This window comes from Pseudomonas sp. nanlin1, from assembly GCF_045571515.1.
Taxonomy (GTDB): domain Bacteria; phylum Pseudomonadota; class Gammaproteobacteria; order Pseudomonadales; family Pseudomonadaceae; genus Aquipseudomonas.
The window spans coordinates 572,495-585,218 of record NZ_CP124218.1; the positions used below are offsets into that span (position 1 = coordinate 572,495).

Here is a 12,724-nt window from a genome sequence, read left to right on the forward strand (position 1 = left end):
GGCCTGGCCCCGGTCCCTCAAGGTTTGCCACCGAATTCCCTGACAGGTGTCCTTCATGACCACAGTCAACGTATATGAACAACGCCCCACCGGCAGCGCCAAAGCCGAGTCGCCGCTGCACCACGCCGACCTCGCCAGCCTGGTGGGCAAAGCCGCCCCGGGCGCGGGTGTGATCCTGCGCGAGAAAAAACTCTTGGGCCACCTGACGTTGCGCGGTGACGGCAAAGACCCGGCCTTCGCCGGGGCCGTGCACAAAGCCACCGGCTTGGAACTGCCGGGCGCCCTCGGCCTGCTGGTCAATGGCGAGACTTCCCTGCAGTGGCTGGGCCCGGATGAATGGCTGCTGATCGTCCCCAGCGGCGAAGAGCTGGCAGCCGAGCAGCGTCTGCGTGAAGCCTTGGCCGGTTTGCATGTGGCGATCGTCAACGTCAGCGGCGGCCAGAGCATCCTCGAACTGCGTGGCCCGAACGTGCGCCAGGTACTGATGAAGTCCACCAGTTACGACGTGCACCCAAGCAATTTCCCGGTCGGCAAAGCGGTGGGCACGGTGTTCGCCAAGTCGCAGTTGGTCATTCGGCACACCGCTGAAGACACCTGGGAGCTCTTGATTCGCCGCAGCTTCTCCGATTACTGGTGGCTGTGGTTGCAGGATGCGTCGGCCGAATATGGGCTGAGCATCGAAGCCTGACCCCAAGCCTCTATCTTTCGTTAAGGATCAACCGATGAGCCGCGCCCCCGATACCTGGATCCTCACCGCCGATTGCCCTAGCGTGCTTGGCACGGTGGACGCGGTCACTGGCTACCTGTTCGAACAGAGCTGCTATGTCACCGAGCACCACTCGTTCGACGACCGGTTGTCGGCGCGGTTTTTTATCCGCGTGGAGTTTCGCCAGCCCGAGGGTTTCGACGAGGCGGCTTTCCGTAGCGGCCTGGCGGAGCGTGGGCAGACGTTCGGCATGCTGTTCGAGCTGACCCCGCCGCAATATCGGCCCAAGGTGGTGATCATGGTCTCCAAGGCCGACCACTGCCTCAACGATTTGCTCTACCGCCAGCGCATTGGCCAGTTGTCCATGGACGTCGCGGCGGTGATTTCCAACCACCCCGACCTCGAGCCCTTGGCCCAGTGGCACGGGATCCCCTATCACCACTTTGCCCTCGACCCCAAGGACAAGCCGGCACAAGAGCGGCGGGTCATGCAGGTGGTCGAACAAAGCGGTGCGGAACTGGTGATTCTCGCGCGCTACATGCAAGTGTTGTCACCTGAGCTGTGCCGCCAACTGGACGGCCGGGCGATCAATATCCATCACTCGCTGCTGCCCGGTTTCAAGGGCGCCAAGCCTTATCACCAGGCCTATAACAAGGGCGTGAAACTGGTGGGGGCCACCGCTCACTACATCAACAACGACCTCGACGAGGGGCCGATCATCGCCCAAGGCGTGGAAGTCGTGGACCATAGCCACTACCCTGAAGACTTGATCGCCAAAGGGCGTGACATCGAATGCCTGACCCTGGCCCGCGCAGTGGGCTATCACATCGAGCGGCGGGTGTTCTTGAACGCTAATCGCACGGTGGTGTTGTAACAGCCAAGCAGCGCTGCACGGGCTTTTCCAATAACAACAATCAACCCAGAGGCAATAACATGACTGGTAATCGCGGCGTGGTATATCTCGGTGCTGGCAAGGTCGAGGTACAAGCAATCCCCTTCCCAAAAATGGAGGATCCTCGCGGTAAACGCATAGAACATGGGGTGATCCTGCGGGTGGTTTCCACCAATATCTGTGGCTCCGACCAGCACATGGTGCGCGGCCGCACCACCGCCCAAGTGGGGTTGGTGTTGGGCCATGAAATCACCGGTGAAGTGGTCGAAGCCGGGCGTGACGTAGAACACCTGGCCGTGGGTGACCTGGTCTCGGTCCCCTTCAATGTGGCGTGCGGCCGCTGCCGCTCCTGTAAGGAGCAGAATACCGGGGTCTGCCTGACAGTGAACCCGGCCCGTGCCGGTGGCGCCTACGGTTATGTCGACATGGGTGACTGGGTCGGCGGGCAAGCCGAGTACGTGTTAGTGCCTTACGCGGACTTCAACCTGCTGAAGCTGCCGGACCGCGACCGCGCCATGGAAAAAATCCGTGACCTGACGTGCCTGTCGGATATCCTCCCCACCGGCTACCACGGTGCCGTCACCGCTGGCGTTGGCCCAGGCAGCACTGTCTATATCGCCGGCGCAGGGCCTGTAGGCCTGGCCGCCGCCGCCTCGGCGCGCTTGCTCGGCGCGGCTGTGGTGATCGTCGGTGACGTCAACCCCGTGCGCTTGGCCCACGCCAAGGCCCAGGGCTTTGAAATCGCTGATCTGTCGCAAGACACCCCGCTTCACGAACTGATTGCCGACCTGCTGGGCGAGCCCGAGGTCGACTGTGCGGTCGATGCCGTGGGCTTCGAGGCCCGCGGCCATGGCCACGAAGGCGCCCAGCAGGAAGCGCCGGCCACGGTGCTGAACTCGTTGATGGGCGTGGTGCGCGTGGCGGGCAAGATCGGCATCCCCGGCTTGTACGTCACCGAAGACCCTGGCGCCCGCGACGCCGCCGCGAAGATCGGTAGCCTGAGCATTCGCTTTGGGCTGGGTTGGGCCAAGTCGCACAGCTTCCATACTGGGCAAACCCCGGTGATGAAGTACAACCGCCAGTTGATGCAGGCGATCATGTGGGACCGGATCAACATCGCCGACGTGGTGGGCGTACAGGTGATCAGCCTGGACCAGGCGCCCCAGGGGTATGGCGAGTTCGATTCAGGGGTGCCGAAAAAATTCGTCATCGACCCGCACAAGCTGTTTAGCGCGGCCTAACCCCCTCTGATCTTTTGATCTTTTGATCTTTTGAAGATCAAGAGCTCGGGGCCAAGGCCCCTCCTACAGCGTTCACCGCGCGCCGTAGGAGGGGCCTTGGCCCCGATCTTCTGACATCCCCCGGGATAATTACCCACCGCGCAACAGTGTTTCTGCCACACGGAGACGACAATTTGTCGCACCCGTGTATCCATTTTGTTATTGTTTCCCTCTATGGACTAAACAGTTAACTCCCTATCCGCCCGATCCGCATGCACTGTGGCAGGCGGTTGCGGGGGTATTGGCGTGCGTTGCAGAGAGGGTCAAATACACATGAACACAAGGGTTGGCGTCTCCGGCGCCCAAACATTCCTATTGGCCGGGCTGGGCCTGCTGATCGCTGTGCTGGGCCTGGCCCTGCTGGGCGGCGGCGTCTACCTGGCGACTCTGGGCGGCAGTTGGTTCTTCCTGCTGATGGGGTTGGCCATGCTGGTGTCCGGGTTGCTGATTGCCCGGCGCAAGTCGGCCGGGGCCTGGCTCTACGCCGTGGCGCTGGTGCTGACGGCCCTATGGGCCCTGTGGGATACGGGCCTGGAATACTGGCCGCTGGTTTCGCGGGTGCTCACCTTTGCCGTGATCGGTGTGGTCATTGCGCTGATCTATCCCTTGCTCCAGCGTGCCTCCGGCACCCAGGCTGGGCGTGGGGCTTATGGCGTCGCCGGCGTATTGGGCGTGGCCGTAGTCGCTACCCTGGCGTATATGTTCGTGCCCACCCACGTGGTCAGCAGCAGCGTCGCTGCGCCGCCCGTGCAGCCAGTGGCGCCGGGCAGCGAACAGAAAAACTGGGAGCACTGGGGCAATACCCCGCAGGGTAACCGCTTCGCCGCCCTCGACCAGATCACCCGCGACAACATTGATAAACTGCAAGTCGCCTGGACCTTCCACACCGGGGATATCCCGCAAAGCACCGGCGCTGGCGCCGAAGACCAGAACACCCCTCTGCAGGTGGGCGACTCGGTCTACACCTGCACCGCCTACGGCAAGGTCTTTGCCCTGGACGCGGACAGCGGCCAGCAGAAGTGGAAGTTCGACCCCCAGGGCACCGCGCCTAACTGGCAGCGTTGCCGGGGCCTGGGTTACTTTGAAGACACCCCGGCGGCCTCCAGCGCGCCCACCGCGTGCGCCAAGCGTTTGTTCCTGCCCACCGGCGACGCGCGGTTGATCGCCATCAATGCCGAGACCGGCGAAGCCTGTAAAGACTTCGGTAACAACGGCGTGGTCGACCTGACCACCGACATGGGCGAAGTCAAACCCGGTTATTACCAGCAAACGTCGACACCGCTGGTAGCCGGTAACGTCGTGGTAGTGGGTGGCCGCGTGGCCGACAACTACTCCACTGGCGAGCCTCCGGGTGTCGTGCGTGCCTTTGACGTGCACAGCGGTGAACTGGTGTGGGCCTGGGACCCAGGTAACCCCAACACCAGCAAACGCCCGCCCGCGGGTGAGACCTATACCCGTGGCACGCCGAACGTGTGGTCGGCCATGGCCTACGACGCCAAACTCAACTTGGTTTACCTGCCCACGGGCAACGCCACCCCAGACTTCTTCGGTGGTCAGCGCAGCGAGCTGGACGACAAATGGAGCTCGTCAGTGGTGGCGCTGGACGCCAGCAGTGGCGCGGTCAAATGGCACTACCAGACCACCCACCACGACCTGTGGGACTTCGACCTGCCCGCCCAGCCGCTGCTTTACGACGTACCCGATGGTAAGGGCGGTACGCAGCCTGCACTGGTGCAAGTCACCAAGCAGGGCATGATCTTCATGCTCAACCGCGAAACCGGCGTGCCTATCGCCAAAGTTGAAGAACGCCCCGTACCCCAGGGCAACGTACCGGGTGAACGCTATTCGCCGACCCAGCCGTATTCGGTGGAGATGCCGTCGATCGGTAACCAGACCCTCACCGAAGCCGATATGTGGGGTGCCACGCCCTTCGACCAATTGCTCTGCCGGATCGCCTTCAAGGGCATGCGCCACGAAGGCGTCTACACCCCACCGGGCCTGGATAAAGCGCTGCAGTTCCCAGGTTCCCTGGGCGGTATGAACTGGGGCAGTGTGTCGGTCGACCCGACCACCCACTACATGTTCGTCAACGACATGCGCCTGGGCCTGGCCAACTACATGATCCCGCGCGCGAACATCCCGAAAAACGCCAGCGGCATTGAAATGGGTGTGGTTCCCCAGGAAGGCACGCCGTTCGGCGCCATGCGCCAGCGCTTCCTGTCGGCCGCCGGTATCCCCTGCCAGAAGCCACCCTTCGGGACCATGTCGGCGATTGACCTGACCACCAAAAAGGTCGTCTGGCAGGTGCCGGTCGGTACCGTGCAAGACACCGGGCCCCTGGGCATCCGCATGCATTTGCCGATCCCTATCGGCATGCCGACCCTGGGCGCTTCGTTGTCGACCCAGTCGGGCCTGCTGTTCTTCGCCGGCACCCAGGACTTCTACCTGCGTGCGTTCGATTCGCGCACCGGCAACGAGATCTGGAAGTCGCGCCTGCCCGTGGGCAGCCAATCGGGGCCGATGACTTATGTGTCACCCAAGACCGGTAAGCAGTACATCCTGCTGACCGTCGGTGGCGCCCGGCAGTCGCCTGATCGAGGCGACTACGTGATGGCTTACGCGCTGCCAGAGCGTCCTTGACCCCAGGCCCCAGGCCTCAGGCAAAAACCCGCTTCGGCGGGTTTTTGCTTTTTCAGGGTTCGACACAATTTTCACCCCACAGGAACATAATGGCAGCCGTCTCCGTCCAACGGCGGCTTGATCCATGTCCCAAGAGGTTGCTTTTACATGAAGATTTCCCACGCCATCGCTCTAGCAGTCGTGCTGGCGGGTTCCGCCGGTGCCGCGTCCGCCTTCGACCTCAACGAAGCGCTCAATGCCGCCTCGGCGTTGAAAAACGGTAACAAGGAGTCCAATCAGGCCGCGGTCACTGCGGCCGCTCCCGCTGCCGGTTTGCTCAATACCCTGGGCACCCAGCTGAAGATCAGCCCCGAACAGGCCATCGGCGGCGCCGGTGCCATGCTCGGCCTGGCCAAGAACAAACTTCCCAGCGGCGAGTACTCGCAGCTCACCCAGCAAGTGCCGGGCCTGGACAAACTGTCGGGCAACGAAGCCTTGGCGGGGCTCAATGGACTGAGTGGTTTATTGGGAGAGAAAAGCGGCAGCAAGGTCGACGCGTTGAACCAGGCGTTGGGCAATGTAAAAACCACCAGCGACATGAACAACGCCTTCAGTGCCCTGGGCATGAATAGCCAGATGGTTGGCCAGTTCGCCCCGGTGATTCTGCAGTACCTCGGCCAGCAAGGGGTCGGCGGCTCGGTGTTGCAGAACCTTAGCGGGATCTGGGGCGCCAGCTAAGCCTGGGTTTCGGCACGCAGGGCGGCGATACGCGCGTCTTTTTCGGTCCACAGCTGGTTGACCCACTGCTGCATGGCCTGGCGGAATGCCGGGTCGTTTTCGTAGTCGCCGTTGACCAGGGCGGGGTCGATGGGCCGTGATTGGATATCGACGATCACTTGCGCTACATCGCCGCACAGCAGATTCCAGAAGCCCGGAATTCGCTCGCTGGGGTAGACCACCGTGACGTCCAGCACCCGGTCCAGTTGCTCGCCCATGGTTGCCAACACGAAAGCCACGCCGCCGGCTTTTGGCTTGAGCAGGTAGCGGAACGGTGACGCCTGTGCCTCACGCTTGGCCGGGGTGAAACGCGTGCCTTCCAGGTAGTTGACCACGGTCACCGGCTGGCGCTTGAACAGCTCGCAGGCGGCTTTGGTAATGGCCAGGTCTTGCCCCTTGAGTTCCGGGTGGCGGGCCAGAAACGCCTTGCTGTAGCGCTTCATGAAGGGGTAATCCAACGCCCACCAGGCCAGGCCCAAGAACGGCACCCAGACCAGCTCGCGTTTAAGGAAAAACTTGAAGAAGGGCGCGCGCCGGTTAAGCGCCTGGATCAAGGCCGGAATATCCACCCAGGATTGATGGTTGCCGATCACCAGGTAGGAGGTGTCGCGGTCGAGGTTGTGCGCCCCACGAATATCCCAGCGGGTCGGGATACAGGCGGCGAAGATTTTCTTATCGATGTGCGCCCAGGTTTCGGCCACCCACATCACAGCCCGCGAGGCCTGGTCGCGCCGGTGCCCACGCAGGAGCAGTTTGAACACGGCGAATAGCAGCAGGGGGCCGATCAATAGCAGGGTATTGAGTAATAACAGCAGCGTCACAAGACAGCCGGTGAGCAGGCGGCGCATAAAACCGATCTTCAGCAGTGGGGGAAGGGTGGGCCATGATAAGCATCTGCAGGCCTATCGCCAAACGTGGGTGAGGCTTTTGCCAACAAATGTTTCACTTTTCATGGGGTAGGCTGGCCGCATCGAACCTATGGTGCGCGGGCGGTCTAACCTCCCAGCGCCGGCTGAAGATCAAAAGATCGGGGGCAAGCCCCCTCCTACGGTTTGATGTTCAGTTTATTGGGCGCCGTTTACCCATTTGATTAAGGATGCTCTTGCGTGAAATCCGTTCTCGCCTTGTTGGGCCTGTTGGCTCTGCCGGTCATGGCCGCCGAGCCAACTATTTATGGCCGTTACGAATACATCAAACTGCCGGAAATCGGCGGCGAAACCTTTAAAGCGAAAATGGACACCGGTGCCCTGACCGCTTCGCTTTCGGCCAAGGACATCGAAACCTTCACCCGCGACGGCGACGACTGGGTACGTTTCCGCCTGGGCACCAAGGACGCCGACAACAAGGTTTACGAACACAAAGTCGCGCGCACCAGCAAAATCAAAAGCCGCGCCGACGAAGACGACGAAGGCGAAACCACAGAAGTGTCACGGCGCCCGGTGATCGACCTGGAAATGTGCCTGGGCGATGTCAAACGCACCATCGAAGTGAACCTGGTCGACCGCAGCAGCTTTAATTACCCCTTGTTGATCGGCGCCAAAGCGCTGCGCGAGTTCAAAGCAGCGGTGAACCCAGCACGGCGGTTTGTGGCGGATAAGCCGGGCTGCTAGCCAGGCGGTTTTCACCGGGGTTTTATCAGCCCCCGGATGCTCAACCCCACCGGCACCCCCAACCCCACCCACGCCAGCACATCCCAGCCGCCGTCGCCCAGCAACGCGGCGAACAGCCCGGCGGCGCCGATTAGGGCAATGCCCAGGGGCCAGGCGAACACGGCCCAGAAACTTGCACCCTTCATGGCCGTGCCGCTGCGCGGCGGCGTACCCACCAGAGGTACAGGCCGCTGCCCAAGACAATGATGGTCAATACGTCCAGCAAGGCCCAGAGGATTTGCATAGGGCGGCCGCCGTAGTCGCCGAAGTGCAGGGGCTGGGAGATCAGTAAGGCATCCAGGTACCAGGGGCGTTCGGCCACGGCGGTGACGGCCAGGGTTTGCGCGTCGATCAGGATGGGGGTGAGCAGGTGCGAGGTCAGGTGGGTGTTGCCTTTCATAAATACCGCGTAGTGGTGCTCGCTGGAAAAGCGCGTGCCGGGGAAGGCGATAAAGTCGGCGCTCATGCCCGGTGCGGCGGCCTGGGCTATCTCCAATAAACGGGTCGCCGGCGCCCGTTGCTGTAGCGCTGGCGCATCGCGGTAAGGGGCGACCAAACTGGCCAGGCTGTCGTTGCGCCAAGCGGCGATGACCAGATCGGCGCAGGCGTTCAGCACGCCCGTCAAGCCCACCACCAGGGCCCAGGTGAGGGTGACGATGCCAATCAGGTTGTGCAGGTCGAGCCAGCGCACCCGGCGCGACTTCTCATGGCGCACGCTGGCGAACGGTAGCCGCCGCATGAATGGAGCGTACAGCACCACCCCGGAGACAATCGCGGCGACAAACAACAGGCCCATAAAAGCCAGCAGCAGTTTGCCCGCCAGGCCGGCGTACAGGTCTACGTGCAGGCGCAGCACCACCATCATCAGCCCCGTGCTGGCTGACGGCATCTCCACGCCCTGGCCGGTGCGGGCGTCGAGCATAAAGGTGTGGGAGTCGTTGGGGTCGCTGTAGGCGGTCTTGGCCATAATCGCGATGACCCCATTGGGCTCATCGTCCTCCCAGCCCAGGTACTGCAAAACCTCGCCAGGGCGGTAAGCCTCGGCGGCGGCCGCCAGTTGCTGCAGGTTCAGGCGTGGGGTGTCGGCGGGCAGGCTTTGCAACTGCGGCGCTTCGCCCAGCAGGTTTTCCAGCTCATGATGGAAAATCAGCGGCAGGCCGGTGACGGCCAGCAGCAAGAGAAAGGCGCTGCAGATCAAGCTGCTCCAGGTATGGACCAGGGACCAGCGGCGTAGGGTCGTGCTGTTCATAGGATGCATCTGTGCAAAGGATCACGGGCGCCATGATATCTGTGATTGGAACCCGCGCGCGCCACATATCTTTGATTGGAACGCACACGCGCTGGCGCCATATATCCGTGATTGGAACCCACATGCGCTGGCGCCATACATCCGTGATTGGAACGCGCGCGTAGGAGGGGCCTTGGCCCCGATCTTTTGATCTTTTGATCTTTTGATTTTTTGATCTTTTGATCTTTTGATTTTTGACGAAGAGCTCGGGGGCAAGCCCCCTCCTACGGGCAAGCCCCCTCCTACGGCGTGCTTAAAACGATGGAGCCCCCTGGCGCCGCCGCCACTGGCTAAGCTTCTGCGCCAGCTCGGCAGGGCTGTCGAAGCCTTGTCGGCGGGCGTGGCTGAACAGAATCAGGGCCAGCTCCGCCGTGACCAGCGCGTCCGCACTGGCGTGGTGGCGCTCTTCGACCAGCAGGCCAAAATGCTCGGTCCAGTCATCGAGCCCGGCTTCGCGCCGTGGCCCGTGTGGGCAGAGGCAGGGCGCCAGTTCGGCAATATCGAAAAAACGGTGGGCCAGGCGATAGCCGAGGCTGTCTTTGAGGGCCCGCTGCAACATGTGCTGATCGAAGCCAGCATGGAATGCCAGCAGCGGGCTGTCACCGACAAACTCCATGAAGTCCAGTAGGGCCTCGGCCGGGGCGCTCCCGGCCGCGATGGCACTGGGGCCCAGGCCGTGGATCAACACGCTGGGGCCCGGTTTGTGGGCTTCGCGCTGCAGGGTCCTTTCGAACAGTTGCGAGAAGTCGATGGCGCCGTCTTCGATTACCACTGCGCCAATCGACAAGACCAGGTCGCGGTTAAGGTTCAGCCCGGTGGTCTCTACATCCACCACTACCCAGCGTTGTTTACGCAAACTGTGCTCGCCCAGCGGGCCGGGGGTTGCCAGGTTCGCCACGCGCTGGCGCTGCGCCTCGTTCAAGTGCTGCGTCGGCGCTGGTGGGCGCAACCAGTCGAGCAGCCTCATAGCTGGTACCGCAGGGTCAGGCTGGTTTGCAGGCGCTGCGCCTGGCGCAGCGATTCGCGTAGGATGCGCCGGTCGAGGTCGTTGAGGCTGTCGGGGTCGACGCGGTTGGAATGCGGCAGGTTTTGCCGGGTTTGCAATTGGTGCTGCTGCATACGGGTTTGCTGAATGAAGTGGTAGGCCTCCTCGTAGGCCGCGCCGTCGAGGGGGTCGATGACTTCTCGGGCCACCAGCTGGCGCAGGCGTTGTAGGGTATTGCCGGTTTCGACCCCGTGGGCCAGGGCCAGTAGCCGTGCGCCGTCGACAAAAGGCCCCAGGCCCTGCACTTTGAGGTCCAGGGTGGCGGCTTTTTCGCCACCGCTGCGGGTCAGCACGAAATCGCGGAAGCGCCCCACCGGCGGGCGCTGGCGCAGCGCGTTCTCGGCCAGCATGCGCTGGAACAGGCGGTTGCCGGCCACCTGGTCGAGAATGCCCTGGCGCAATTGCGCGCACGCGCGCTCCTCGCCCCAGACCACCCGCAGGTCAAAATAGATGCTGGAGCTCAGCAGGTTCTCTGGGGTGGCTTCGCGAATAAAACTCGCGAAGCGCTGGGCCCATTCCAGGCGCGACAGGCACAGCTCGGGGTTGCCGGCCATGATGTTGCCCTTGCACAAACTGAAGCCGCATTGGGCCAGAGACTGGTTCACTTGCTGCGCGATGGGCAACAGCAGGCTGCGAATCTGCGCCGCATGGGCGTCGTCGCGGGCCTCGAACAGAATGCCGTTGTCTTGGTCGGTGTACAAAGTTTGCTCGCGTCGCCCTTCGCTGCCAAAACACAACCAGCTAAACGGCACGCCGGGATCGCCACGTTCTTGCAGGGTAAGTTCGATCACGCGGCATACGGTGTGGTCGTTGAGCAGCGTGATGATATGGGTGATCTGCGTGGATGAGGCGCCGTGGGCCAGCATGCGCTCGACCAACTGGCCGATCTCGCCGCGCAGCGACACCAGTTGCTCCACGCGCCCGGCGTTGCGGATGGTTCGGGCCAGGTGCACCAGGTCGACCCGTTGCAGGGAAAACAGATCGCGTTCAGAAACCACGCCGCACAGGCGGTGGTTGCGCACCAGGCACACGTGGGCGATGTGCCGCTCAGTCATGGCGATGGCGGCGTCGAAGGCGCTGTCTTCCGGGCTGAGGTAGAACGGCGCCTGAATCATGTGGCGATGGATCGGTTGGCTGAAATCGGCCAGCGGGTCGGCCACCACCTGGCGCAGGTCGCGCAGGGTGAAGATACCGCGCGGCGCTTTGTCGTCATCGACAATCACAATGCTGCCCACCTGCTGCTCGTGCATCAAGCCGACGGCTTCGCGCAGCGGCATGTCGGGGCCGCAGGTCACGGGGTGACGCATGGCCAGTTCACCGAGCCGGGTGTTGAGTGAGTACTGGGTGCCGAGGTTTTCTGCGGCGCGCCGTTGCACCTGCTGGTTGACCAAATCGAGCAGGCTACTGACCCCGCGCAAGGCAAAGTCGCGGAAGCTGGTGGACAGCCCGAATAGCTTGATGAACGCGGTCTTGTTCAATTGCAGGCAGAAAGTATCCTCCGCTGCCAAGTGCTCGGTGCGGGTGGCGCGCTCGCCCAGCAGCGCCGCGAGGGGAAAGCACTCGCCACGGGTGATTTCAAAGGTAGTCTCGCTGCCACCCCGGGCACTGTGGGGTCGTTCCCCCACCACGCGGCCTTGCTTGACGATGTAGAAATGTTCGACGGGCCCGTCGGCGGGCTTGATGATGCTTTCTTGCGCAGCGAAGAAGCGCAGTTGGCATTGCTCGACCAGGTAAGCCAAATGGGCGTTTTCCATCTGGTTGAAGGGCGGAAAACGCTGCAGGAATTGCAGGGTCCCGTGGATGTTTTGCAACACCGCAGTTTTCCCCGCCTGGGCGAAGTCATCGGCTTTGCTCATGGGCCTCACCGGGTTATTTTTGTCGTCAGCCATGGTCCGCCCCTTGTAGGCGGTGTGCCCATTGGACGTAAGTCTAAAAATTTTACTTCACCCCGCGATCATTCCTCCGCATCATGCGCACTAGAGGTTGCCCAGGAGGGTTGGAAGGTCTATGCCGGATCACGATTTTCTCAGCGACGCCGAGCGCAAAGCTTTGAGCGATCTCAACAAAACGCCAGAGCCTAGCGCTTTGCAGCAAGTCCTGCTGGTGGAGGACGATGACGATTCCCGCGAGCTTTTGGCCGAAATCCTCGGCGTTCACGGGGTTACCTGTGTTACCGCTGGCAATGCGGTCGACGGCCTGGCGCTGTTGACCAACAACAAAAACATCGGTTTGCTGATCACCGATCTGAAGATGCGACCATATGATGGTCTGCAGCTGATCAGTGAGATCCGCGCCTCCGACCGTGCAGCGCTGCCGATCATCATTGTGTCGGGCAACGCTGACGTGCAAGACGCCATTGCCGCCATGCATTTGAGCGTGGTCGATTTTCTGCTCAAACCGGTGGATATCAATCGCCTGGTGATGCTGGTCAAGCGCGAACTGGGGCAGTAAGACCGCGACAGCCCCGC

12 protein-coding genes are annotated in these 12,724 nt (G+C 62.3%); 7 read left to right on the forward strand and 5 right to left on the reverse strand.

Going from position 1 to position 12,724, the window contains the following annotated elements; all coding sequences use genetic code 11:
* Positions 1–55 precede the first annotated feature (55 nt).
* The 5 genes from QCL65_RS02695 (at position 56) to QCL65_RS02715 (ending at position 6,235) form a co-directional block, all read left to right on the forward strand.
* On the forward strand, positions 56–688 hold the full coding sequence (locus QCL65_RS02695; protein ID WP_407314625.1) for a sarcosine oxidase subunit gamma: 633 nt from the start codon (positions 56–58) through the stop codon (positions 686–688).
* Between the two features lie 34 nt (positions 689–722).
* Positions 723–1,580 carry a formyltetrahydrofolate deformylase gene (purU, locus tag QCL65_RS02700; protein ID WP_407314628.1) on the forward strand — a complete coding sequence of 286 codons (858 nt, stop codon included), beginning with the start codon at positions 723–725 and terminating at the stop codon, positions 1,578–1,580.
* A gap of 59 nt (positions 1,581–1,639) precedes the next feature.
* A complete protein-coding gene (gene fdhA, locus QCL65_RS02705) occupies positions 1,640–2,839 on the forward strand; it encodes a formaldehyde dehydrogenase, glutathione-independent (RefSeq protein ID WP_407314629.1) in 1,200 nt (399 codons plus the stop codon).
* A gap of 312 nt (positions 2,840–3,151) precedes the next feature.
* Positions 3,152–5,518, forward strand: a complete 2,367-nt coding sequence (locus tag QCL65_RS02710) for a glucose/quinate/shikimate family membrane-bound PQQ-dependent dehydrogenase (RefSeq protein WP_407314631.1) — start codon at positions 3,152–3,154, stop codon at positions 5,516–5,518.
* Between the two features lie 147 nt (positions 5,519–5,665).
* Positions 5,666–6,235 carry a DUF2780 domain-containing protein gene (locus QCL65_RS02715; RefSeq protein WP_407314633.1) on the forward strand — a complete coding sequence of 190 codons (570 nt, stop codon included), beginning with the start codon at positions 5,666–5,668 and terminating at the stop codon, positions 6,233–6,235.
* Here the strand turns inward: QCL65_RS02715 and QCL65_RS02720 are convergent.
* Positions 6,232–7,122, reverse strand: a complete 891-nt coding sequence (locus tag QCL65_RS02720) for an acyltransferase (RefSeq protein ID WP_407314635.1) — start codon at positions 7,120–7,122, stop codon at positions 6,232–6,234. The genes QCL65_RS02715 and QCL65_RS02720 overlap by 4 nt on opposite strands.
* Before the next feature lie 258 nt (positions 7,123–7,380).
* Between QCL65_RS02720 and QCL65_RS02725 the strand changes: the two genes are divergently transcribed.
* A complete protein-coding gene (locus QCL65_RS02725; protein WP_407314637.1) occupies positions 7,381–7,884 on the forward strand; it encodes an ATP-dependent zinc protease in 504 nt (167 codons plus the stop codon).
* A gap of 11 nt (positions 7,885–7,895) precedes the next feature.
* Here the strand turns inward: QCL65_RS02725 and QCL65_RS02730 are convergent, their stop codons facing one another.
* From QCL65_RS02730 to QCL65_RS02745, 4 genes are all read right to left on the reverse strand, one after another.
* The gene (locus QCL65_RS02730; RefSeq protein WP_407314639.1) at positions 7,896–8,069 is read right to left on the reverse strand and encodes a hypothetical protein; all 174 of its coding nucleotides are present in this window, start codon (positions 8,067–8,069) and stop codon (positions 7,896–7,898) included.
* Positions 8,066–9,172, reverse strand: a complete 1,107-nt coding sequence (locus tag QCL65_RS02735; protein WP_407314641.1) for a PepSY-associated TM helix domain-containing protein — start codon at positions 9,170–9,172, stop codon at positions 8,066–8,068. Before QCL65_RS02735 ends, QCL65_RS02730 begins: the two co-directional genes overlap by 4 nt.
* Before the next feature lie 292 nt (positions 9,173–9,464).
* The gene (locus tag QCL65_RS02740; protein ID WP_407314643.1) at positions 9,465–10,178 is read right to left on the reverse strand and encodes a PolC-type DNA polymerase III; all 714 of its coding nucleotides are present in this window, start codon (positions 10,176–10,178) and stop codon (positions 9,465–9,467) included.
* Complete coding sequence (locus QCL65_RS02745) at positions 10,175–12,112, reverse strand: putative nucleotidyltransferase substrate binding domain-containing protein (protein WP_407316643.1); 1,938 nt, start codon at positions 12,110–12,112, stop codon at positions 10,175–10,177. The genes QCL65_RS02740 and QCL65_RS02745 overlap by 4 nt, the downstream gene beginning before the upstream one ends.
* A gap of 151 nt (positions 12,113–12,263) precedes the next feature.
* Here QCL65_RS02745 and QCL65_RS02750 point away from each other — a divergent pair, with 151 nt between their 5' ends.
* Positions 12,264–12,707 carry a response regulator gene (locus QCL65_RS02750; RefSeq protein ID WP_407314645.1) on the forward strand — a complete coding sequence of 148 codons (444 nt, stop codon included), beginning with the start codon at positions 12,264–12,266 and terminating at the stop codon, positions 12,705–12,707.
* The last annotated feature ends 17 nt before the right edge of the window (positions 12,708–12,724 follow it).

Bases quoted from the DNA above. Each gene is read 5' to 3' on its own strand.
- QCL65_RS02695 (WP_407314625.1), top strand. From the start codon at position 56: ATGACCACAGTCAACGTATATGAACAACGCCCCACCGGCAGCGCCAAA.
- purU (WP_407314628.1), top strand. From the start codon at position 723: ATGAGCCGCGCCCCCGATACCTGGATCCTCACCGCCGATTGCCCTAGC.
- fdhA (WP_407314629.1), top strand. From the start codon at position 1,640: ATGACTGGTAATCGCGGCGTGGTATATCTCGGTGCTGGCAAGGTCGAG.
- QCL65_RS02710 (WP_407314631.1), top strand. From the start codon at position 3,152: ATGAACACAAGGGTTGGCGTCTCCGGCGCCCAAACATTCCTATTGGCC.
- QCL65_RS02715 (WP_407314633.1), top strand. From the start codon at position 5,666: ATGAAGATTTCCCACGCCATCGCTCTAGCAGTCGTGCTGGCGGGTTCC.
- QCL65_RS02720 (WP_407314635.1), bottom strand. From the start codon at position 7,122: ATGCGCCGCCTGCTCACCGGCTGTCTTGTGACGCTGCTGTTATTACTC.
- QCL65_RS02730 (WP_407314639.1), bottom strand. From the start codon at position 8,069: ATGAAGGGTGCAAGTTTCTGGGCCGTGTTCGCCTGGCCCCTGGGCATT.
- QCL65_RS02735 (WP_407314641.1), bottom strand. From the start codon at position 9,172: ATGAACAGCACGACCCTACGCCGCTGGTCCCTGGTCCATACCTGGAGC.
- QCL65_RS02740 (WP_407314643.1), bottom strand. From the start codon at position 10,178: ATGAGGCTGCTCGACTGGTTGCGCCCACCAGCGCCGACGCAGCACTTG.
- QCL65_RS02745 (WP_407316643.1), bottom strand. From the start codon at position 12,112: ATGAGCAAAGCCGATGACTTCGCCCAGGCGGGGAAAACTGCGGTGTTG.
- QCL65_RS02750 (WP_407314645.1), top strand. From the start codon at position 12,264: ATGCCGGATCACGATTTTCTCAGCGACGCCGAGCGCAAAGCTTTGAGC.